General features: G+C 39.9%; 17 protein-coding genes and 1 tRNA gene. 3 read left to right on the top strand and 15 right to left on the bottom strand.

The features are described 5' to 3' along the window. Positions 1-103 precede the first annotated feature (103 nt). From CNR22_13300 to CNR22_13260, 9 genes are all read right to left on the bottom strand, one after another. Positions 104-442 carry a hypothetical protein gene (locus CNR22_13300; GenBank protein PBQ32708.1) on the bottom strand — a complete coding sequence of 113 codons (339 nt, stop codon included), beginning with the start codon at positions 440-442 and terminating at the stop codon, positions 104-106. Between the two features lie 5 nt (positions 443-447). Further along, positions 448-1,950: a hypothetical protein gene (locus CNR22_13295; protein ID PBQ32707.1), complete on the bottom strand. Its 1,503-nt coding sequence runs from the start codon at positions 1,948-1,950 to the stop codon at positions 448-450. Positions 1,951-1,952: 2 nt separating this feature from the next. Next, the gene (locus CNR22_13290; protein PBQ32706.1) at positions 1,953-2,789 is read right to left on the bottom strand and encodes a hypothetical protein; all 837 of its coding nucleotides are present in this window, start codon (positions 2,787-2,789) and stop codon (positions 1,953-1,955) included. A 233-nt stretch (positions 2,790-3,022) separates the two neighbouring features. Continuing rightward, positions 3,023-4,264, bottom strand: a complete 1,242-nt coding sequence (locus CNR22_13285; protein ID PBQ32705.1) for an ABC transporter — start codon at positions 4,262-4,264, stop codon at positions 3,023-3,025. A 350-nt stretch (positions 4,265-4,614) separates the two neighbouring features. After that, positions 4,615-6,027 carry a hypothetical protein gene (locus CNR22_13280; GenBank protein ID PBQ32704.1) on the bottom strand — a complete coding sequence of 471 codons (1,413 nt, stop codon included), beginning with the start codon at positions 6,025-6,027 and terminating at the stop codon, positions 4,615-4,617. A gap of 196 nt (positions 6,028-6,223) precedes the next feature. Continuing rightward, positions 6,224-6,478: a hypothetical protein gene (locus CNR22_13275; protein PBQ32703.1), complete on the bottom strand. Its 255-nt coding sequence runs from the start codon at positions 6,476-6,478 to the stop codon at positions 6,224-6,226. Continuing rightward, a complete protein-coding gene (lptC, locus tag CNR22_13270) occupies positions 6,465-7,061 on the bottom strand; it encodes an LPS export ABC transporter periplasmic protein LptC (protein PBQ32702.1) in 597 nt (198 codons plus the stop codon). The genes CNR22_13275 and lptC overlap by 14 nt, the downstream gene beginning before the upstream one ends. Continuing rightward, the gene (locus CNR22_13265) at positions 7,034-8,716 is read right to left on the bottom strand and encodes a hypothetical protein (protein PBQ32701.1); all 1,683 of its coding nucleotides are present in this window, start codon (positions 8,714-8,716) and stop codon (positions 7,034-7,036) included. Before CNR22_13265 ends, lptC begins: the two co-directional genes overlap by 28 nt. After that, positions 8,706-9,431 carry a pantothenate kinase gene (locus CNR22_13260; GenBank protein ID PBQ32700.1) on the bottom strand — a complete coding sequence of 242 codons (726 nt, stop codon included), beginning with the start codon at positions 9,429-9,431 and terminating at the stop codon, positions 8,706-8,708. The genes CNR22_13265 and CNR22_13260 overlap by 11 nt, the downstream gene beginning before the upstream one ends. Positions 9,432-9,578: 147 nt before the next feature. Between CNR22_13260 and CNR22_13255 the strand changes: the two genes are divergently transcribed. Then, positions 9,579-9,651: transfer RNA gene (locus CNR22_13255), tRNA-Phe, on the top strand. Positions 9,652-9,849: 198 nt separating this feature from the next. On the opposite strand, the gene CNR22_13250 is transcribed toward CNR22_13255, so the two are convergent. Next, positions 9,850-10,443 (bottom strand): hypothetical protein, encoded by a 594-nt coding sequence (locus tag CNR22_13250; protein ID PBQ32699.1) that lies wholly within the window; start codon positions 10,441-10,443, stop codon positions 9,850-9,852. A gap of 266 nt (positions 10,444-10,709) precedes the next feature. Between CNR22_13250 and CNR22_13245 the strand changes: the two genes are divergently transcribed. After that, on the top strand, positions 10,710-11,132 hold the full coding sequence (locus CNR22_13245; protein ID PBQ32698.1) for an ATPase: 423 nt from the start codon (positions 10,710-10,712) through the stop codon (positions 11,130-11,132). 79 nt (positions 11,133-11,211) lie between these two features. On the opposite strand, the gene CNR22_13240 is transcribed toward CNR22_13245, so the two are convergent. The 3 genes from CNR22_13240 to CNR22_13230 all read right to left on the bottom strand — a co-directional run bounded on the left by CNR22_13240 (position 11,212) and on the right by CNR22_13230 (position 16,648). Continuing rightward, positions 11,212-12,807: a hypothetical protein gene (locus tag CNR22_13240; protein ID PBQ32697.1), complete on the bottom strand. Its 1,596-nt coding sequence runs from the start codon at positions 12,805-12,807 to the stop codon at positions 11,212-11,214. A 201-nt stretch (positions 12,808-13,008) separates the two neighbouring features. Continuing rightward, a complete protein-coding gene (locus CNR22_13235; protein PBQ32696.1) occupies positions 13,009-15,837 on the bottom strand; it encodes a TonB-dependent receptor in 2,829 nt (942 codons plus the stop codon). A 169-nt stretch (positions 15,838-16,006) separates the two neighbouring features. Next, positions 16,007-16,648 (bottom strand): hypothetical protein, encoded by a 642-nt coding sequence (locus tag CNR22_13230; protein ID PBQ32695.1) that lies wholly within the window; start codon positions 16,646-16,648, stop codon positions 16,007-16,009. A 406-nt stretch (positions 16,649-17,054) separates the two neighbouring features. Here CNR22_13230 and CNR22_13225 point away from each other — a divergent pair, with 406 nt between their 5' ends. Next, positions 17,055-21,356 (top strand): hypothetical protein, encoded by a 4,302-nt coding sequence (locus CNR22_13225; protein ID PBQ32694.1) that lies wholly within the window; start codon positions 17,055-17,057, stop codon positions 21,354-21,356. Between the two features lie 53 nt (positions 21,357-21,409). Here CNR22_13225 and CNR22_13220 read toward each other — a convergent pair whose 3' ends face one another. After that, positions 21,410-22,297 (bottom strand): hypothetical protein, encoded by an 888-nt coding sequence (locus CNR22_13220; protein ID PBQ32693.1) that lies wholly within the window; start codon positions 22,295-22,297, stop codon positions 21,410-21,412. A gap of 24 nt (positions 22,298-22,321) precedes the next feature. Then, entirely contained in the window at positions 22,322-24,481 is a 2,160-nt protein-coding gene (locus CNR22_13215) for a hypothetical protein (protein PBQ32692.1), read from the bottom strand. Positions 24,482-24,484 lie beyond the last annotated feature (3 nt).

Here is a 24,484-nt window from a genome sequence, read left to right as displayed (position 1 = left end):
CAATTTTATTTTCATGAAACAAACTTTTTTGAAAAACTAACGATTTTTTCGGTGATTGGCGCGTAAAACGAGGTGAATCGCTCACAAAGAAAGACACGTTTTTTCAAAGGTTTGGATTCATTCGCCTGTAATACTTCAGGAGTAAAATGATAGAGATCAATGAGATAAGTCCCCCAAAATAAAAGCTGAACCCGGTTTGACCCGTAGTTAAGAAGAAAATGGTCTTGGCAAAAAAGGCTATGAGGTAAAGTTCTACACCCCATTGCTTATAATACCACACGCCCACGCAGGCAATAAATTGCGCCGAGACCAATATTCCGAACACCGCCGGCATAAAAATGCCCAGCTTCTTTATAGGAGGCGAAAATACCTGCGGAAATGTAAATAACACCGCCAGGTAGCCAATGATACAGATAATAGATATAATGCGGGGACGCGACAAACGACTTATTCTTTCACAAATTTACCCGAATAAACACTGCTTTTTGTTTTTATTTTATAAGTGTACAGTCCACTCGATAAATGGACCGTACTAATGGATGAACGGCTATGGTAATCTAAAAAAATATCTATTTCGATACCAAGTTCATTATATATGGAAATAGTGGCACTTTTTTCAAGGGGCAATTCAAATTTAATTTCGTCTAACGCCGGATTAGGGAAACACTTATGAAATTTAATGTTAGGTGCATTTTTATCAATTAGACCTACAAATATTTCATTACCCGACTTATCTATTTTCATTACAAAACCCTCCCCAACATTCGCGACCACAGGATTGACGGTATCATATCGCAACCCTGTTAATATTGCGCCACCATCAGAAGTTGCAAAAATTGAAATTGGCAGGTAGTATTTATCCTCTCCGTAGTGCTTTAACCATTGAAGTGCTCCCGAGGTATCCATCTTCGCAATAGCTATTTTTGTGGTAACGTTTCGAGGGTCTGGTGCAGGAATATAGCTTCTTATGACATAACTAACCGAATAAACTTGCTTCAAATATTTTGAAGTAAATAATCCCGGAAGAAAATTCATATTATCTACGTTTTCGAGGCCAATCAAATTTGAACTGAAGATAGAAGCTGTATTATGAATTATCGCTGAGATATTTTTTCTGAACCCTGTAGAGCAATTAGTGTTAGTTACTACCCCACTACCTGTGACCAAATATTTTAATTCATCAATATCTACTAATGTTGTAGAACCCATTATTCCCACCTGTATTCCGCATTCAGGGATATATGATAAATTATTAAGTGTTAAAACATTTAGAATTTGAAGAGAAGAGTCAAGTTCCGCAGTCTGGCAGTAACCTCCAGAATTCGCTGAAAAGAAAAAACCTGATGCGACTAAATGGTTATTATGCACTATTATGTCTTGAATATTTCCGTCTATAAGTGAAGAATCTAGAATGTTAAAAAGAAAATCTGTTGTATAAATTATGGACTTTTTTGGATTACCATCTAGATTGATTGCAAAATAAAAGTTGCCAGGCGCAGTTAACATTTTCGTTGCATATACATTCGAACTTGAATTAGAAAAAAGCTCCTTTCGCTCTACAAGATTAAAATTTTGGTCATACTTTAACAGTAAAGGCATTGCGGACACAGTCGATGAAGAAGACTGAAAAAGGGTCCCGAAAAATAAATAATTCCCTTGAAAATAAACTGGAGGTTTTAGACAACTGAAATTATCTTCAAGGTTTAATGTATCAATTACTTGTCCAAATGGCGACAATCGAATCAGTTGTTCTCTAACTTCAAATCCATTCGCAGATTGAGTTTCGTTATGGTTAACAAATAAAAAGTTTCCCGAAATTTCTTCAGTTATCCCAGAGAAGTAGTTGTTTTGCAGTCCTTGTTTGCTATATAAAACCTGGCCATTTAACCACGACACAACAATTAAAAGTGTCATAATTGTTTGAACTATTCTAACTAATCCCTTAACCATGTTTAATAACAGTAATAATATGGTACACCATAAGTTGTTTGGAGCATCCAATAAGCCTCATCTATAGCTCCCGCAGATACACCGCTATAATGTGGCCACCATAAAACAAAAGCATGAGTAGGAATGTGCCCGAAATTGGGTTTGTTAGTATTACATAGAACATTTGTATTAGACGCAAAATTATTAATTCCATTGTAACTTATGGGATTACAATCATTATACGTAGCAGGTCCAAAAGTATTATAATAAAGGCATGAGGGATAATCATATCCCCAAAAAATCAAGGATTGAACATCAGTAAAGAAATTTCTTGCACAGTTATAAGGTAAATAAAAATAACACGTATTGACTTGATTTTCGAAAAGCGCAGAGCCATCGATAGTTGCTATACAAGAGAATAAATTATTGGATTTTGTAATTGTATTCCCAGGACTTAATGGAGAACATAAATAGCTAAAGTTTAACAAATAAGATATAGCATATGTTTTTATAGTAGCTTGAGTTCCACTTGAGTTAACTGATGCAGAAATGTCGATAATTTTGATTCTATCATTTACACCCAAGAATCCATTAATAGTATCACCTATTTGATCATATAAATCTTCAATAACGTCACTGTCAATGTTAAGATCGCCCTTTAACGGTACACTCAACTCAAAGGTTTTGTATCTATAAACAGATTTATTTGCATTTGCTGTTATGTGGTCAAAGTCATAATTTAGAGTTGCCTCAACCACCCAAACCGAAGAATCGAGAGGAATACTGTCTGCAGAAATCAATTTTGAATTAGCTTCATTTGAAATTGCAGTTTGACCCTTAAATTTAGTAATTGCACCCATAATCTGTTCTTGAGTATATATGCATTTAGACTTTTGATTTCCTACTCCTGATAAATTATTAGAATTAAGTGAATCATTACTTTTCTTTTGGCATCAATTCATTATAAATAATGCACAGAAAGCAACTAAGGCTAGAAATCGATTTGTTTTCGTAATTGTGGGGTTAGGGTTAAAATTTGGATAATAAAAGCTGTCTTCGACCAAAGATCAGGAATTAAAGTGGCAGTTCAAAATTAATTTGTTCTAATCGCTTCCACAGGATCTAATTGAGAGGCACTATAAGCCGGAATAAAGCCACTAATGATTCCAATCAGGATAGAGATGGTAAAACCCAGTATGATATTCGTGCTGCTTAAACTAATATCCATACCTATGGCTCCTTTTCCCAGTTCAGTTATTATGTAGGTTAACAGAAGTCCGAAAAAACCGCCTATAAAACTCAACAAGACACTTTCACTTAAGAACTGGAAAAGGATAAAAATATTTTTAGCACCCAAACTTTTTTGAATGCCAATTAAGTTGGTTCTTTCTCTTACCGAGACAAACATAATGTTCGCGATTCCAAATCCACCTACGAGGATAGAAAAGCCACCTATGATCCATCCTGCGGTTCCAATAATGTCAAATAAAGCATCGAAGGCTTTACTGATTAAACTGGTTTCATTCAAGGCAAAATTTGGATCGGCGGCTGGCTTTAATTTCCGCAGACCTCTCAACACCCCTGTTAATTCATCCATCATCTCTGCATTGCTGATAGTTGGCCTTGCTTTGGCATAAATGGTAGGATCTGAACTTTCTGCCCGGGTATCGATCATGTAACGCGCAAAATTAAAAGGAGTAATAACCTGGTAGTCGAAACTCATTCCGAGTAAACTTTCGCCTTCTTTTTTAATGACGCCGATAACCGTTGCTTTTTGTCCCGCTATTTTTATTTGTTTACCTAAAGGATCCTCGTTTCCAAAAAGACCAGCCGCTATTTCGGCTCCTATCAGAACCATGCGATACCCGGCATCGGTTTCGTTTTGTGTAAAGTACCTTCCAGAGCTTAAATCAAAACTTTTAATCTTGTAAAATTCATGCGAAATGCCCCCTACTACTGCGTTAGAAATACTGTTGGATTTGTATTTGATGGTTCTTCTTGCACCTATGCGGTAGGCGATGGCTTCAGTGGTTTTGCAACGCCTTTGTAATTCATCGAGCTCATAATATTGGGGAGTTGGACGGTTAATGTATTTCCACCAGGGGTAATCGGGACCAAAGGTCCATGGCCATTTTTGAACATACACCACGTTATTGCCTAAAGATTCCACACTTCCACGAATATTACTTTCGAGGCCGTCAACAATGGTAAAAACAAGAATGATGGCAAAGATGCCAATGGTGATACCTAATAAACTTAAAAAAGAACGCAGCTTATTTCCTACCAGCGATTGCCAGGCAAATAATAAACTTTCTTTAAAGAGGATAAAAAGCATGCGTTAAAGTTACGTCAAATTCATTTTCAGGATCTACTTTTCGGATGAGCGGTTATGCAGCCTTAACTCTGGAAAAGTAAATGGCGGCTTTCATAAACCCTCCAAAGGTTCTTCAGGATTTAGAATACCTTTGGAAAAGTAATCCAGTGATTCCCTAACATTCAAAACGATGAACAAAATTACTGTCCTATTAAACCAACTCACCCTTTTAAATTCGGGCTACGATATTCGTAACAGAGGCTTTGTAGTTAAACTGGTATTCGCTGCAGGAGTAATAGCCGCGATCATCTTAGCAATTTTAGGGGGACTGCATTTGCTCGCTAAGTAAATTTACACTTCAGCCCAGAAATTTAACGGAGCTTATAAACGGCATTAATAGTGCTATTGAGAACTTTTATAGTGTAGACTTTTTTATCTTCAAAAGCATAATCCTGTGGGTGAAAACGGTAGTTGGTAACAAAATAAGTAGCTTCATCCAGGTTTGGAACAATTAAAATGCGCTTGCGTTGCTCTGGCGGTAACATGGCAGCATTCAAATTCCCGGGGTAATTTTCAGGAAATACTTTTATAAGGGCCGATGAATCATGCGCGAGAATATACTCCAGAGATTGTTTATACGATGTTCCCCAATAATCCATGTCGTAGTGTTTACGGAGATATTCAGGTTGGGAATGCAAAGAAACAAGCGGACTAAAATAAACATGCCCGAAAGGAAAATTAAAAATCGTAAAACCAATAACAAAACTAAAACTCAGGGCAGATCCTAGCCTGATTATTTTTTTATACTTCAACATCAGGTAATTTAAACCAAACAAAAGAAGCATACAAAAGGAAGGGTAGATAAAAAATAAATGCCGCCAGCTATCATACACCACAGAATGCAGAGCTATCACAGCAAGTATGGGAACAAAAAAACAAATCAGGAACAGAACGTTCATCTTTCCCTGTAAATCAAAAACATAAAACGGCTCTTTAATAATGCAGCTTACAAAAGCCCCAATCCCAAACAATCCGGCAAGCAACCAGGGAAGCGGTGTAGTAACTGCAAACCATAAAGGAATGTACTCCCAGCCAATCTGGTTACCAGGCACATTTTTCCCGTCGTACAAATTGGTCTCTGTCCATGCGTAGTGCGACATACTTTTAAATGCTACCATAAATCTTTCTATAGGATGTTCCCATAAGTATGGCCAGCTACCATACAATGCCAGGACAGCTACAAAAAGTAAAATCAGCGCGTGACGATCGAAATATTTTTTTTCGCGAATGGCATCTATGCTCAGAAAGAATAAAACCGAAAAAAGTAATAGCAAACCCATCATACGGATATTGACCAGTACACCCAGGCAAATGCCCAGAACAACAGTGTTGAGTATGTTTTTATTCTGAAATAATTTTGCCGCCAGATACAGACAGATAGTGAACAGACTTAAGAAAGGAAGATCTTTCGTATTAAAAAAAGAATGCCCGTAAAGTACCGGGTGAAAAGCGAAAAGCAAAAATGCTACGACACCTAAAAACCTGCTGCTATATAAAAGAAAACAAAGTTTATAGAAAAAAAACGCGCTCAGGAGAAAAAACACATGCGTCGCCAGGTGCCGCATCAGGCAGATATCATGCGGATCTTTTAAACCCGATAGTTTTTCTAAAATAATAAGAGGAAGTTCAAATCCCACTCCATGGTCGCCGTCGACATAATTAAACAAATACCTGTCACCATCCACCACATAGTTCCAGGCAATTTCACCAATAGAATGCTGCATCACCTCATCCCAGGAAGCACCGTAATAGTGAAAAGAAAAAAGCGCTATAACAAAGCAGATCAGCAGCAGAACAAACGCTGTGTTATGACGGAGTATTGCCTTTAAAGTTTTGATGAGCTAAGATGCTTAATTTAAGTTTGGGACGAGCGTTCCTGCAAATGTACTCTTTTCTCCGTTTTTAAGGGAAGAACAAACTTTAGAATTTTTTATCCTTACCAGGCACGTATTCGTCTTTGTTTTCCAAAAACTTTTGAAACTTAACACGTTGACGTTTTCGCAATAAATAAAGAAGTGCTGACAAAATAAAAAATCCAAAAAAGAACAAGGCGCTGTCGTTATCTTTCATAATTAGAAAATAAACCACCAGACACACGCCCAGTATAGCTGCTACTAACCAAAGACGTTCTAAGAAAACGTAGGCTTTGTTTTGAAACTCATTATTGCTGCTCATTGTCTTTTAATTGTAATATTGCTTTGATCTTTTTTAATTTGTATTTGGTAAAATCCTGGTTACTTTCTAAACCATAGCCCGTAATTTGTTCCGTTGCCGTAGTAATAACCACATAAGCGTCGGTATAAATTTTTTGGGTATTGGCATTCCAGATAAGCTTTTCTGTATTTAGTTTCACGCCATCTTTATTTACAACCTCTACCGCATATTTGGCTTCCATCTTGTTGCTCACATCGTAACTCACACCGTAATTACCCCGCAAAGTAGCAGAAACTTTTTCATCTTTATCAAAAAAAGTTACGAAAAATCCTTTTGGCATTACCTTAAAAGGCTCGCTTACATTCTTATCAAAAAACAACATACGGTTGGCCGTAAGCATTATTTTTAGTTGTGCCGTATCTGAATATAACATCGTAACACTGTCGCCAATAGTAGAGGGACTTAACTCGTTACGTGGAAGAGCCATCACATCTTTAAGATCATTTGAGCAAGAAGAAAAAATCCCGATGCTTACCGGGATAAAGAAAAAAAGAACTATGCGCAAAGACTTAATCATTAATCTTCTCTGTATTTCTGAAACCATCGGTCACAAAAAGTAAAACCGAAATTAACGCGCCAGTAATTTTGTTTAAGTATACTAGGATCGCTTGAACCCATAAAACCATATTGGGCACTCACATTCACCATAGATGAGATACGATTAATGCCAACCGGTAAACCAATTCCCAACGACACAGAATAATCAGAAATAAGATTGTCTTCAATACTTAAATACCCGGTTTGATAAGAAGCACCTATGCGGTAATTTACTTTTCTGCCAAAAGAACCTCTACCTGCAGCGTATTTCTCCGGAACAAAATTAGCGCCCACAGAAACTCTGTAACTTTTCTTAAAATCATTTTGATCGTTAAGGTATTTAAAGGTTGTCCAGTCGGTTATAGCAAAATCTGCCACCATGTTTAAACGTTCTCCTTTTTTAAATCCAATGCCAAAACCTTGTTCAAGTGGAAGACGGATAGTACCGGCTTTGCTTACAGGATATAAAACAGTATCGCGCAAAATTTCCTGGCCAGAACCATTCAGCACATAATTGTAAACACCGGTAACATAATCTGATTTCAAACCATTATTCAGATTCATAAAGTACCCGAAAGTGAACTTAGGTTTTTGTTTGTAGGCCCTGCGGTATAAGGGCGTCACAGCCGCCAGACTATCCCGTTTCATTTTTAATTGCGCTTCCGAATAAATATTCTGATCACTTAAAATTTTAATTTCAGATGCAATTTTGGCTTTTTTGCCTTTTTTATCCAGAGTCGTATCGAATCTAGTGACACTAGCAATGCTATCTTCCATAAATTTTAATTTAGCTTTCGAATACATGTTTTGATCACTTAGAACTTTTAGTTCGGCTGCGATCCTGGCTTTTCTGCCTTTGTGATCCAGGGTACTGTCAATAGTAACACCGGTTTGTGCACCAAAGTTGCCGGTAAAATCACCCACTGTTAATACGCGATCGCGGTAAGTGTTGTTGTAAGTTAAAGAGTTAGGATAAACAATACGGGTGCTATTAGACACATTTCCAAAAATATAATTGACGTTAAATCCCAAAGATAAATCACTCACCAGTTTATTCACTAGTTGACGACGCACATATTGCGCGCGGGTAAGAGTTCTCATAGAATCCGGCAAATAAGAATATTTAGAACGGAAATTCGCTAACTTGTTTTTAAAAGGTAATATGCCGTACCCTATAAAAGCTTTATTTAAGCCACCGTTGCCATAATACTTGTATTGAACAGCGCCGATATTTTCCTGGTTAATGGTAGTGTTCGTTTCATAACCCACACTGCTAAAAGGCATGAGGCCAAAAGCAGCGCCACCGTTTTTTCTTACCGGAAAACCCAATGCTCCATAGGCAAAACTGGTTCCCCATTTTGTAAGACTCGTATTATTATTTCCTTTAAATGTAGAGTGTAAAAAACTTCCTCCTACCTCCAGTGTGGTTAAACGAATGAGGGCATAAGACGCAGGATTGCCCACATTTATAAAAATCGGCATCGTTGAATCGGGCTTTAAGGCAATATGCGCGCCACCCATACCTGTATTGTGTGCAAAGGTAGGCTGCGAAAGCTCTCCCAAACCGTAACGGGAATAAGGACTAAAAGTATTGTTTTGCGCCTGACTTAAAAACGGAAGTAATGCGATAAAAACCAGGAATATGTTTGCCTTATTTTTCAAGATTGTAGTTTAATATAGTGTTTAAGCCTCTCAGCAAAATAGTTTGGTCGGCAAAGAAACGGTTTTTAAGTTGTTTGCACAAATAATCAGCGTCACCACCCGTAACCACTACCTGCAGATTTTTATACTGATTGTTATAACGGTCGATCATGCCATCTACCTCGCAGGCAGAGGCCAATAAGGCTCCTCCCAATAAAGATTCGGCAGTAGTCTGACCTATGAGTTTTTCATAATTTTTGTCTACTTCCACAAGCGGTAAAGCCTGTGTATAATAGTTCATAGCCTTTAAACGCATTGGGATTCCCGGCGAGATGGCTCCTCCCAGGTAATCATTATCGGTGTTTACAAAGTTGTATTTAATACAGGTACCGGCATCAATTGTAAGAACGTTTTGATTAGGATAAAGCGCCCAGGCCCCTACAGAAGCCGCAATGCGGTCTGAACCCAAGGTCAACGCACTTTTATATGAATTCTTTAAAGGAATTGGGGTATTGGCTTTAAACACGATGGTCTGAAATTTTGATGACAATAACTCAGACGCTTTAGCGTGGTCATTTGTTACAGAACCAATCAAACAATTTTTAATAGTTTGAAAAGAATCAAGATTAGCCAGTAATTCGTTTTCGCTGGTAAAAACACGCTGCTCTTTAAGCGTAGTATCTTCAAACACAGCGGTTTTGATGCGTGTATTACCGAAATCAAGCACTAAATTCATGGGTGATAAAGATAGATTATTAAAGTCAGGAGAAATTTTAATTAAGATTTTTTTTGAGAAAAATTTTGTGGGATGGATAAAAACCGTATTTTTGCAACCTCTAAATTTATTTGCACTGGTAACAGTGAGGGTAAATTAAAGTGAGTGGGTGCCTTAGCTCAGTCGGTAGAGCAAAGGACTGAAAATCCTTGTGTCCCTGGTTCGATTCCTGGAGGCACCACTGAAGTAGAAAACCCCTTTCGATTTATTTCGGGAGGGGTTTTTCACTTCAGTGGTGTCCCGAAGTGAAAGCACGAAGTGATTTCTACTTCGGGGCCACTTCAGAATTTTCGGATCATGCGCAAAAGTTGTGGGGAAGAGAATAAAGTTTTCTTGCAGTGTAGATGCTAAACCTATAAATAGCTTTCTATCTGCCCCTTTAACCGAAAGCGGTGTTAACCTGTATTTGCTTCTGGCTCTGGCGTAAAGACAGGTGTGCCGGCAGAGCTTTGGGAAGCGGATAAAAAGGTGATAGCTTTTTGGTTCGTCTTCGTTTAATAGCTGCTGACGGGATAGCAGGTGTCTTGGATGCCTTCACTTTATCATGAGATTTTTTAATCAGCCCTTCTATGAGCAGAAGATCATACAGGCAAAGATTTTCGCTTATTTTGAATTCCTTTAAAAGTGCCCTGGCTTCTATTGTCTGCATCCCTTTCATTGGATCGCGCTTTCCACGAAGAGAGTCCTTATCGTTATCTGCGAGCAGGCGCATCAACTTCATGAGCCGGTGGTAAAGGCTTTTGTCTCTATGAGCAGTGTGTTTTATTACCAGGCGGCGCAGAGCAGCAGCAGCCCGTGCACAAGTTGTGAATTCCTCGCTGTTCTCTCTTGATCGGACAAATACCGGTGAGGTTTTGAATTGTTTGCGACTTGGCCCGCCTTTGCACCTGGCCAGCCAGCCAAAGACACTGTGGTAAAAAGAAATACCATATACAGTACCTGAGAGTTTTATATCACCGACCTGAAATGCCATATACAAAGATAGCTGGAAATTGGACGAAAAATGGGACGAATGAGTAAGAGTGCCTTGACCTCTGAGGGAAGGTGTATGAGAAGCTGAGTGAATGGATGTGTTTCGTACTAAAAGACGGGATATGTACGGGGTAAGTAGGGAGTATTGTGCAAGGAACCAGGGAGCTGGTATAAAGCTGGTGAGTTTTACACCACTCCTTTTGGACCTGATCCAAAAAAACGAATCAATCAGGCTAAAGGTTTAACTTGTGCTCTTAAACTTCCCCAATGAATCATCCCTTTGTAACCGAACAGCTTTACAGTGCACCAATCGAGAAAGTATGGCAGCACCTATCTGAAACAGACAAAATGAAAGAATGGTATTTTCCTCAACTGATTGAATTTGTGCCAGAAGTTGGATTTGAGTTTAAATTTAAAGATGATGGTTCGCGGTTTCAAAAAGAATGGACAGTGACGAAAATTATTAAGGGACAGACCCTTGCCCATACGTGGGTTTATAAAGGGTATCCTGGGCTTTCAGAAGTTACCTTCGAGTTGTTTAAAGAAGGTGCTAAAACCCGGCTTAAATTAACGCATGAAGGTTTGGAGACATTTCCCGATGATGCACATTTTGCAAGACAGAGGTTTGTAGATGGCTGGGCTCAGCTATTAGGTGTAAAGCTGAAACAGATGCTGGAACATGCGTCCTGATATTCTTGCGGTGCTTTCTCTCAGCCATAAAAAAAGAGCCGTACACTGACGGCTCTCTTAACATTTAAAGATCAAAAATTTATTCGATCACTATTTTCTTAGTAACTACCGTTTTATTTCCTAACTCAATGGTTGTAAAATATAAACCGGCGCTGAGATTATTTCTATTCAGTTTAAAAGATGTTTCATTCAGGTTATTTGCGCTTAACACAAGGCGACCTGTTGCATCTAACAAAGTAACACGGCTGATTGTGTTTCCACCAGAAACTGAATAGTTAATTTCCGATGTAACAGGATTCGGGAATACGTTTAAATTTCCTGAATAAGCATATTCTTTTAAGCCAACAGTCGATAAACAACCGGCAAGTCCCATAGCACAAACCAAACGTGGATTTAAATATCCCTGAATGGTATCGATGTAAGTTCTGCCTTGTGTTGCTGACATGTTAGGATTACTAAGTTTGGCCAGGCAATTCACTACTGGTCCATTAGTAGTACTGCTGTAAGCGTTATACGAAGCTATAAACACCGATTCGTTCCACCAGTCCCAAGGTGTACCTTGTTCTGTTTGTGCATTAGCATTTGCTCCTGTACACGACAGGTTTGCTCCCGGAGCTGGAGTAATAAAAGGATACAAAGCTTTGATGCCTGCATTGTTCACATTTGCTTTGGTGGTGTAAACGTCAGAATAAGTAGCGTTGTTAATAATAGCATTGTTACCCAATCTTTGTGCTTTTTTTACAATGTCATAACTTCCTGAAGCTTCGATAACAAATTGACCTGTTGCCGTTACAATTACATTTCCTGTTTTGTAAGGAGCATTCGGATCTTTGTAACAATGCATACCGATGATAGGAGGTTCACCTGCTTCCATCCAGCTGGTATCTCCAATAGCACCGCCGATATTAAACACAACGCTTACCGAAGAACTGTAAGAAGCATAGTTTGGTGTATTAAGCGGTGTAGTATCTGTTCCATCAAAATTACCTGCTACCGCCTGGTTTACATAGGGAGCGGGCGGATTTTGGGTAAAATCGATCAGCTTTGTGATTTGAAGTTCGGAAGCCTTATTTAAAGAAACTGCCGCTAACACAGCATAGCCGCCTCCTGAAAAACCGCCTAAAGCAATTTTAGTGGGATCAATTTTGTAAGTGTTTGCATTGGCTGCGTCATCTCTAAAAAAACGCACACAGGTTTTTGCATCCTGGGCAGCGCGGTACACAGCATTCAGAATCGTTCCCGTTCTAATGTCCTGATTGGTTGAAAGGGCATTCCATCCTAAACGGTAATCTGCCGATACGGCCACATACCCGCGTCTGGCAAATCTCATACACATGTTTACAACGGCACTGTCTGTTCTTTTACCAATTGCCTGAGTGCTGGCTACCGCAGGAAGAAAACTTCCGGCATGTAAAATAATTATTAAAGGGCGCGTAGTCTGCACATCTCCGGTTGGCTGGTAAACATCCATCACCAGGGGTTGCGACGCCGGTGTTCCGGTTAATACCGAAATATTATTTCCATAGGTAACACCTGAAGAAACAGTTACGGCCGTAAAGATCTCTGATAAGTAACGTTGCGAAAAACAATTGGTAGAAATTGCCAGACCGCAAAGTAAAGCGAAAATTTGTAGTTTTTGTTTCATGGTTTTATGTTTAGATGGTTTATAACGCAACTGAGTGAGTACTTGCTTTTTTCAAATGTAATTCACAACAGAGAATAAATTGATTGACAAATACCAGTCTGCTTATTGACATTTGTCAATAATGGCATTCCCCTTTTTTAAGCAAAACAAGCTGTAAGTACTTCTCTTGTTGAGTATTTTCGATTTTCTCCGTCAGGCGGATAAAAAAATTAATTTTAAAATGGAAAAAAACTATTTTCTGTCGAGTTCAAGCAAAACAGAAAAATAGGCCATTCTTCCAATTTTCGGACCACCGTAAACCTGGAACTTCTGGTTATTTAAAAGATTAGAGGCTCCTAATTTAAAGGTGCATTTAATTTTAGGAACGTATTTGCTGATCTGCGCATCGAGCATGTCGTAGGTAGGAACATAACCCGAAAACTGCGGTGAACCTGTAAAATCATAAGCTTCCACCCATTTATAATTGATGCTGAATCCAAAATCTTCAAGCGAAATATATTTAGGCTCTTCTTTGCCTTTTGAAGAAGTCCGGATCCTTGCTTTTATTTCGCGCCCACTAATACCGATATTAAATTTATTCTTTGGCGTATTAAAAGCAGGGATGATGGGATCGTCGGTTCCTTTTTTATTTAATTCGTTGTAGCTGTAATTTCCTGAAAAAGAAAAATATTTTTTGAAATAATAAGTCGCTCCAATGGACAGACCCTGCGTAGTAACAATGTTCGTGGCATTGGCAGCGATCCTGTATACCTGGATGCTTGAAATTTCGTTAGTGTTTCCCGGATTAAATTTAACATCGCCACCAACCTGGTAACCCAAAAAATCCTGGTAGAAACTGTAGTAAATGCTTCCATCAATAAATATGCGGTCAAAAATAGTCGTTCTATATCCAAGCTCTATAGACTTTACTTTCTCCGGTTTTATTTTAGCAACATTAAAATAGGAAAGTTTGTTTCTATCCACTGTTACATTGCTATAATAATCCTGTATGGATGGAATGGTCACCAAAGAATCGTAGCCATTCAAATTTCCGAGGAGGATAGCGTTACCTACACTGTAATAAAGGTACTGATCCTGTAAAGTTGGATTACGAATGCCGGCCGATAGGGAGAGACGTAAGATATTATTTTTGTTGAACGTGTAAACTCCTGAAGCTGCAGGTGAGACTATAAAATCAAAGTTTTTGTTCTTGTCAACTCTTCCCGTGAGGTTCAATTTTAGTTTGTCCTGCATTACTTTTTTCTCAAGTCCCGCGTAGAAGCCATACTCGTAGGTAGTGATGACTACATTGCCCGTGTCGCTAAAAATAGTTCCCTGCGATTTTGGAGTGTATAAACGGAAGTTAGCGCCGGTGGTGATGTTCATGAACGTGGGCGTAAACTTGTATTCACCATGTATGTGATAAAGTCCGGACTTATCTATGAGTCTTGAACCGCCCTGCCCCAGGGGTTTTGAAGTAATATCGTTAAATGCTTCTTTGTATTCAGGAGTTCCGGGAACAAGGTATGGGCTACCGCTGCCGTTATCAGCACTTGCCCTGGCCTGGTTGTGCCATTGCTGCATCAGATCAGAGTTTGCCTCCATCACCGCATCGGCTGCAGCATAATCATAATAATAATTGTTTGGATTGCCCGGACTAATAAAGGGACCTATTTTAGGAAAACCAGGAAGTGCCTTTACCTGGGAGACGATATTGGACGCGTAATAATTCCGGTAGGCTTTGTCGCCCCATTCGGCGTTGCTTCGTGAGCGGTTCTGAAGCAGGATAGCAGTAGTAACCGCATCGTAAGAATTACCCGCGTCTTCGTTTGTAGAATAAGCGCGAATAAAATATTTGTCTGCCTTTTTTAATTCTATGCGATTCTGAAAAAATAAGATGTCTTTGAGGCTATAACGGTTATCACCCTGATACACCGTTGTACCGGTTCCAAAATTAAAGGCATAGATGAGTTCTGTTTCCGGCTTAAGTTTATAATGTAGAGCAGCGCCTAACTTTATGTTCTTAGTATCGTAGTTTACCAGGTCTTTTTCTTCATAACCTGTTCTGTAAAAATTTCTCAAGCCTGGATAATTAATTTGCTGACCCGAAGAGACAGCGCGGTAAACAATCTCGTCACCGTACCTGTTTACTGCATTATATCCACCCCAATTATTTTTGCCATCTACCGAACCTGTTATAGGATCTAAATTTGTTGCTTCCCAATCGTGAGCCTGCATATAAAAAACGTTGAATTTGAAAGCGAATTTTTCAACTCCTTTTTTATTTTTAAAAACTTCCGCGTAACGAATAGCAGTTTCTAACAAATTCCTTTCTCCCACTTTTATGGAAGCGCTTATGCCGGGCTTAATAAAGGGACTTTTGGTGACCATACTGATTACGCCATTAAAGGCGTTAGGGCCGTAATAAGCCGAACTGGCACCCACAATGATCTCCGCTTTCTGTACGTCGAGTTCTGATGCCCCTAAAAAATTTCCTAACGAAAAATTTAAGCCTGGTGATTGATTGTCTACCGCATCGATGATTTGCAAAGAGCGAACGGGCGAAGTACTATTAAAGCCGCGTGTATTAATAATGCGAAAACCTATACTGGCTGCAGTAAGATCCACGCCTTTTAATTGGCCCAGTCCTTCATAAAAATTGGCGGCAGAAGTTGCTTTGATGGCATTGGCGTCGAGCGCTTCCACCGTTAAAGGCGATTCTTTTTGTTTTTCGGTGAGTCCGCGTGCCACAACACTCACCTCCTCCAGGTTAACCTCATCCGATTTTAATTTTATATTCAAAGGTTTGTTGAGGGAGGTCACCGGATATTCCAGCGTCATGTAACCGATGTTTGTAATGGCTAAAGTAAAAGGAAGCGTAGGTGCTATAAGAGAAAATTTACCTTCCAGATCAGAGGTGGTTCCCTGCGTGGTTCCTTTGATAACAATTACAGCGCCAATAACAGGTTCATTTGTTTTTGCATCTTTTAAAATTCCCGTAACTTCCTGAGCCTTGAACTGCTGTGCACAAACAAGAAAAAGAATTATGATGAAAAAGTTAAGGGTAGATTTTTTTTTCATAAAGGTTTAAAGATGGTCCGTTTGCAGTGTGTGGTTTCAAATATAAAAGCCCGAAGGCAATAAATTGATTGATTAATCGCACTTAAGTTCTTGATATTTATCAAGTCAATTTTTAATTTACTAAGAGGTTAAACCCGTTGAATCGCCTTAACAGAGCGCATCCAGCACATTATGCCTGCTTTTTTAGATCATCATTCAATTTTTTTTCATGATTTAAGGCAGATTCCTGCGTTTTTTCGTGCGGATGTCGTAAACGGCTCAATGTCTCAGGTTTAATTCCAAGATAAGAGGCGAGGTAAAGGGCCGGTACGCGTTTTTCGAGTGTAGGACATTTCATCACAAATTCTTTATAACGGTCTTGCGCATGCAGCCCGGCGTAATTTATTTTTCTTGCCCTGTCAATTGCCTTAACATAATAGCTTTCCATAGTTTGTTTTACCGAGCGTTCGAACATTGGAATTTCATCGTAAAAGCGATAGATATCTTTCCTGCTTAGTAAAAACACCTGACTATCTTCGAGTGCTTCCAGATACAAAGTTGCTTTTTTCTGCGTTGTAAAAGCTTTCAGGTCGCCAAACCAATTGCCTTCCGAGATCAGATCGGTAGTTTGTTCATCGCCCTGATCATCGTAGATGTAACCACGAAATAAACCCTTGTTCAAAAAAAACATGTAGTCTGGTTCATCACCTGCATCAAGTATGTTCTTTTTGCGTTTTACCAGGCGCACCTCAAGCGCAGAAAGAATTTTTTTTACATCTTTCTCTGAAATAGTGGTGCGTTTGGCAAAGGTTTTTTTAATGACTGAAAACATAATTTTTAAGGCACTATTTAGTGTTAATCGCTTTGTTTAATTACCACTAACAAAAGCATTTTTTTTGAAAAAGCGGCATTGGATAATCTGAAAGATTTGTATAACTTGGTTTATTTGAACGGCTGTACCTAAATGAGTCTATGGTTGAGGTTCATTATTCATCTGATCTTTAGCGGCTTTTATTGCTTTCATTTTAATTACGTCAAGCTGCTGCGCTAAGCTTTTAATGACTTAGCCTGAAATATCTTTTTCCGGCCCTCAACTTTTCTTAGTCCTCTTTAAAGCAGTTGTATGGCATCTTCCTGTGCTAAAGCCACTACGGTTGTATTACTGACAAAGGATTGTTGATTCTTAGTGGAAAAAGAGAGGGTGGAATTTGTTATTTTTATCTGGTATTCCCAACTCTATGAAGAACTCTATTTTAGCGAGTCTGCTCGTTCTCAGCCAAAGTCTTTTTGCTATTGAAACCAAACCCGGAAATGAAAATCGTGGTTTTACCGAAAACAAGGGCCAGATTCATGACCAGCATTTTAGTCAGCGTCCTGATATCTTATTTAGCGGCTTCGACGGGCGCATGGATTTTCACATTGGGGCGCAAGGCATTAGTTATCAATTGTCGCGGGTGGAAAACCGGAAAGAACAGATTGATCCAAAGACTTTACTTAGTCGCAGTACTCCCGCAAGCAGCACGGTTTATCGTGTGGATGTGAAATGGCTTGGTACAAACAGCGGTGTTAGTGTAAAAAAGGGGCTCCCTTTAGTTGGATATAACAATTATTACCTCTCTTACAGCAATGACCCTGTTTTAAACGTACAGAGCTATGGGGATATAACTCTTGAAAATATTTATAAGAATATTGACCTGCATTATTATTATAAAAACGGTGTGCTGAAATATGATTATGTAGTAAAGCCAAATACCGATTACCAACAGATAAAATTACAAATAAAAGGAGCGGATATCGAAATTCAATCTGATGGCAGTCTTCTTTTGAAAACGCCGCTTGGAGCCATCCAGGAAGGCGCACCACTTGTGTACCAGAATGGAATCGCTTTGAAAGCAAAGTGGAAAATAGACAATGATGTTTTAAGTTTTAGTATTCAAAATTACAATCCTTCGCTGCCCCTTTTAATAGATCCACCTACAAGAGTGTGGGGCACCTATTATGGAGCAGGTGGAACAGATAATTTTGAAGGAGTTGTTACAGATGGCGCAAACGTTGTTTACGCTGTGGGACAGTCTGCAAGCAGCGGTATGGCCACCATTGGCGCGCATCAAACAACCTTGGCGAGTTACAGAGATGCGCTTCTGGTAAAATTTAACGGGGCGGGAAGCCGAACATGGTCTACCTATTACGGGGGTGCCGCGGACGACTTCGGACATGCGTGTACCGTTGATGCTTCAGGAAATATTTACATGGCAGGAGAAACATGGTCTACAGGTACGGTATCTATTGCAACGCCGGGGGCTCACCAAACCGTTCACAGCGCGAGTACTACCAGCAACGGCGATGCTTTCCTGGTAAAATTCACTTCCGCCGGAGTGCGTATATGGGGCACGTATTATGGGGGAACCGGCTTTGACACCGGATTGTCGTGTTCTACAGATAAACTCGGAAATATCTACATGTCAGGACAAACGTCAAGCGGCTCTGATATTGCTACTTCCGGAGGTTTTCAAACGGGCTTGATAGGAAGTACTACGGCTTTCCTTGTAAAATTTGATGCATCGGGCGTGAGACAATGGGGCACTTATTACGGCAATTACAATGATGTAGGATCAGGATGTAAAACAGATACTCTTAACAATGTTTATATGACGGGCCGCACTTTTTTCTGGAGCTTTAACCAGGCAACTGTTGTTGCTTCGCCAGGGTCTCACCAGGCTGGCAGCGGCGGTTCATCTGATGCTTTCCTTGTGAAATTTGATGCAAATGGTTCTCGTTTGTGGGGCACTTACTACGGAGGTAGCGGTGAGGATTATGGTTACGCCTGTTCGGTTGATAAAAATAACAATGTATTTATAGTTGGCCAAAGCAGCAGTATAGGAGACACGAGTATAGCTTCAAACAACAGCTATCAGAGTGTTAACACGACAACAACTACAGATGCCTTTGCTGCCAAGTTTAATGCTTCGGGGGTAAGACAATGGGGTACTTATTATGGCGGATCGGGACTTGATATCGCGCTTTCGTGTTTTAATGATACGCTCGGAAATTTATACTTTTCAGGCTTAACTACCACCTCCACAAGTTCTATCATGAGCAGTCCCAACTCGCATCAAAATATCCATGCAGGAAACAGAGATGCGTTTTTTACTAAATTCAACGGCGTTGGTCAAAGGCAATGGAGCACTTATTATGGTGGAACAGGCGATGATGTAGGCTTCGCCTGTGCGGGAGATATTACCGGCCGTTATTATGTGGCAGGTGAAACACATGCTACCACCGGCAGTGCAACCGCGATTGCCACCAGTAGTGCTTTTCAAACTTCAATAGGTGGAACAGCGGTGGACGATGGTTTTCTTGTAAAATTTAATGATTGCGCTCCGGCGATTCCTACGGCTATTATGGGCACAACACTTGCATGCTCGAGCCTGGCCCAACACGTATATAGTATCGCTGCTATTGCAACGGCAACTGCTTATACATGGACTTTCCCGCCAGCTTGGACCAACACTGCAATTTCGGCAAATATTTTTTCTGTGAATCCAAATCAAAATGGAACGCTGAGCATTTCCGCCAGCAACTCCTGTGGTACAAGTCCAAATCTTACGCTCGATGTGGTATATGCACAAAGTCCAACTGTTACAGTTAGCAATGGAACTATTTGTCCTGGAGATTATTTTGATATAGCTCCGAATGGCGCTTTAACTTATTCTATCAGCGGAAATTCGTCGGTAGTAAATCCGAATACGACCACAAATTATACGGTTACAGGCATCAATGCCGAAGGTTGCACGTCGACCGCGATCGCGAACATCAGTGTGGCTCCTTCGCCGGTTATTAGTGTAAATGGCGGTACACTTTGCGCAGGCAGTACTTTTACTATCCTTCCATCTGGAGCCAGCACCTATACTTATAGTTCTGGCTTGGCCCAGGTTAGTCCTAACCAAACTGCCACGTATACGGTTAGCGGATCGAGCGCCCTGGGTTGTATAAGTTCCAATAGTCCAGCTATAACGGTAACCGTATTTGCGCAACCAAGTATTACGGTGAGCAGTGGTACTATTTGTAACGGCCAATCCTTTTCACTTTCACCAACAGGTGCAAACACTTACACTATCAGCGGCGGTTCAGCACAAGTATCGCCGACTATTACAAGCAGCTATTCGGTAACAGGCAGTAGTGTTTTGGGCTGTGTGAGTTCCAATACGGCGCTTGCCACGGTAACTGTTTTTGCAAGACCAACAGTGACGGTGAGCAGCGGCATTATTTGTAACGGCGACTCTTATACTCTGACTCCATCGGGAGCCTCTTCGTATAGTTTTAGCAGTAGCTCACCGGTTATTTCACCTTCTGTAACAAGCAACTATTCTGTGACAGGAATGAGCGCAGAAGGCTGTACTTCGACTAACACAGCGGTTACCACAATAACCGTGAATCCTTCACCAACTATTTCTATAAGTAGCGGTTCCATCTGCAGCGGGGAGTCGTTTACGCTGAATCCAAGCGGGGCCATGAGCTATACTTTTAGTAATGGCTATTATATCGTATCGCCTTCTGCCACTACCAGCTATTCCGTGATTGGTTCAAATCAATTCAGCTGTGTTTCGCAGCAGCCGGTAGTAGCCGTTGTAACGGTTTACCAGAAGCCTGTTATTAGTGTAAACAGTGGAAATGTTTGTTATGGTTCGAGTTTTACATTGACTCCCACTGGAGCCACCAACTATACCGTAAGTGGTAATAGCTTTGTTGTTTCACCTTTGAGTTTTACAACTTATACTCTTGTAGGATCGAATGTTCCGGGATGTAACTCCAATTCAGTTGTGAGCAGTGTGAACGTAAACCCTCTGCCTACCATTACTGTAAATAGCGGATCAGTTTGCACAGGACAGACCTTTGTAATAAGCCCTAACGGTGCCGGGCCTAACGGAAGTTACACGGTTACCGGCGGAAGCTTTAACATAAGCCCTTCGTCGAACAGCACTTACACTGTAAGTGGAACGAGTTCGTTTGGTTGTGCAAGTACATCTTTTGTGGTGAGTTCGGTAAGCGTTGTAAGTCTCCCAGTAATAAGCGTTACAAGTGATCAGGCTCAAACCTGCACAGGCGAATTTGTATTACTGACTGCCAGCGGTGCCGACACCTATAACTGGCAGCAAGGTCCGGCGAGCGCAAATTACGCTGTAGCTCCAGTAACTACCAGTACTTATGTTGTTACCGGAATTAACCTGAGTGGTTGTACGCAAACTGCGTCCATTGTTCAGAATGTTTCAGATTGCAGTGGTATTGCCAATGCGGAAGGGAATGCTTCAGATGTAAGCGTTTTTCCAAATCCTTTCCAGGATGAATTTGTAATTTCCAGTACTTCGATATCCCACTTGACTTTGAAGTTGATAAACACCTTGGGGCAAATTGTTTTAGAACAAGAGCTCAGTTCTGGTGAAACAAAAATAAGAGCAAGCGAACTGGCTGCGGGAGTATATTACATCAGTCTTACAGATGCAACTAAAACACTATACGTGAAAAAGTTTGTGAAGGAGTAAATTAAAATTGAACGCTGTGCAGAATGGTTCAGAATATCTTCCCGGGCAAATGTCTAAAACACATGTCCTATACCATGCCAGTCTTTAATTTTTAAGATAAAGGTGATTTCGTGCAGCCCCGATGTTACTGCGTTAAACTCGCGGTTGCTGGTTTTGTAACCATAGCCAATATTTAAATTCTCAACCGTTACACCAAACATGGCACAAAATGATTTGTTTGTCTGGTAGCCAAGTTGCACCCACACCTTGTCATCATACATAGATTTAAGAAACACCGAAGCCAGATCTTTTGTAACCGGAATATTCTGATAACAGATCCATGGGGTGAACTTAAATTGTTCATTTTTTGTTTTCAAAGTATAAAAGACCGCAGCGTTAACGTATCCATTTAAAGGCTGATTGGTGGATATGATGTGTGGCATGGAAAAACTCACTTCCAGGTCTTTAAAAGTGTAGAGAAATCCTGCACCGGCTACAAACTGATTCGTATTATAATAAGATTTTGTGAGTGTGGGATCAGATTGGTCGAGCGACTGAAAATTTTCAATCCGGTTAACCATCAGACTGTTATTTAGAAGGCCTCCGGATAATCCCAAAGTAAATTTAGAATCGTTTGCCAGCTTAGCTATGTAGGCATAGGAAAGATCTGTTTTCAAAACCTGGAATGCCCCTCTTGAATCTGAAATGACTTTTAAACCCAAGGCTTGCTTTTTTGATATTTTTGCATCAATGCCAAACATGTAGTTTTTGTTTGCATAGGATACGCCTTTGTTTTGCGTTTGCGCACTTAAAGTAATATCGAACCCATCTTCTTTGCCGGCATAGGCAGGATTCACGTTAAACATGTTATTTATCCTGAAAGAATAAAAATCGTATGATAAGACCTGGGCACGGGCGCTTACCGTAAAGAAAAAAAGTACTATGTAAACAAGCTTTTTCATTGTGTGAATTTTTATAATGTGGTTTTAGTTTACAAGAGTGATGTTTCCCTGGTAACTAATGCGTTGGTTCTTAAAAATGTAATAATAGTTTCCTGTAGGCAGTGCGTTGCTTTTGTACCTGCCATCAAATTCGTTGTTATAATTATTTGCCGTTTCAAAAATTACTTGTCCGAACTGATCGAATATTTTTAATGCGAATTCTTTATAAATATCCACGTTCTCTACTTTCCAGAAATCATTTTTTCCATCACCGTTAGGAGAAATATAGTTCGTTGATGGCAACGGAATTGTATTTCCTTTGATATCCGCTATAGTAATTTCAAAAGCATTTTCAACACTTAAACCTTCGAGATCGGTTGATCTGATCCTGATATGGTACACATCTTTTACGTCGTAATTTGTTTTACCCAGAATTACGAGATTGTCGTTTTTAATTTCAAACTCCGAATTATCTTCATCGCCAGAGCCATATGCCAAGGCATAAGTAAAAGCATCGGGATTATCTCTGTCTACTGTACGAATTTTACTTACGTGCGAAAATGTGGCATTGTCTTCGGTAATTGCGATACTGTCTAAAATGATGCTTAAAGGCGCTTCATTTCTGTTGTAAATTTTTACCTGAAAAATCTTTTCAAAAAACAGTCCTCCATTATCTGTGGTGCGCACTCTGAGCGTGTAAGTCTGATCTGTATAGGTGTAACTTAAATTCGATAATAATTGACCTCCCGAAATCAGGAACAAATTATTGTCTGTATCTCCCGCTCCCGCTGTTAATGCATAAACATGGGTCGCGCCTGCATCTTCGTCGGTTGAAGAGAAAGCACCGATTACCGTATTCACCGGTGATAATTCCTGGATACTGTCTTTTGACAAAGCACTATTTGTAGGAACATCGTTTATATCTCTGACAACTATGGTGAAAGTTTTTACATAATAAGCTGCGTAGGGATCGGTAGCTCTAATTTTTACATACAGGGTATCTTTTAATTCAAAATTATAGCCTGCATTCGTTTGCAGTACATTTCCTGACAAAGATACCTGTGCACTGTCAAGGCCTGACTCTATGGTTAAGGTATGTGTGTCGGCAAGATCGTTGTCTACAACCGTTAAGGTGCCAATGGCCGTTGTTAAGGGTTGGTTCTCATCGATCAAATAATTAGTAATCAGCACATCACTTGGTGCATCATTTACATTGGAAACAGTTAATGTAAATGTATTCTCAAAAAACAATCCGCCTTGATCGGTTGTTCGTGCGCGTATATGATAAATGGATTGCGCGGTGTAATCCAACTGAAAGATATTGTATAAGGTGTCGTTCTGAACATAAAATTGCGCGTTATCTGCGCCTCCCACTCCGGCAACCAGCGTATAACTATGCGTATCGTTCAAATCGGGATCTACTGTTGTAAACTCACCCATAAAACTTCCTAACTGCTGGTGATCACTAAGTAAAGGCGAGCTTAACGACAAAGCTACAGGTGCGTCATTTTTATTAATCACACTTATGGTAAAAGTTTCTGTATAAGAACATCCGCCGTTGTCATCAGAATGAATTTCAATGATTTTAACGGAGTCTGTTTCATAATCGTAGCTGGCATTCACAAGCAATTGATTTCCTGTTATTGAAAACTGCGTATTTTCAGGCTGACCGGTAGTTAAAGAATAATTGAATGTACTTCCGGCATCCTGATCGGTTGTGGTTAAAGTAGCAATGGATGCAGCGAGCGAAGAATTTTCAGCAACTGTAGAAGTCGAAATAGAAACATCTGTAGGAGCATGATTCGTGTACAAAACAAATGGACTTGCCAGCGCGCCGGTTTGTGTTCCCTGACTAAAGATAACGGAATCAACACTGTTAAAAATGGTATTGCCGGTAGCTTTGTAAATCTTAAATTTTACTTTTTCTCCGGTAACACTATTGCTTTTAATGGTTAGCAATCCCAATTTTGAGCTGCCAAAAAGCACTTTTGTTTTTGCCACTCCTCTGCATTGTGTACCTACAAATGCCGCAATATAGTTGTTGGTATCTGCCAACTCCACACAGGCAACATTCGCTTTGCAGGTCATAGACATCTGGTACTGATAAGCGGCAGCATTCACCGTCCAGGACGAAGGCACCTGCGCCATCGCTTTTCCGCAGATCATTAAACATGTTATTAAAACTAAATTTTTCATGGTCTTCATAAT

The sequence above is a fragment of the Sphingobacteriaceae bacterium genome, assembly GCA_002319075.1.
Lineage (GTDB): Bacteria > Bacteroidota > Bacteroidia > B-17B0 > Aurantibacillaceae > Aurantibacillus.
This window is presented reverse-complemented; position numbering and strand designations above follow the sequence as displayed.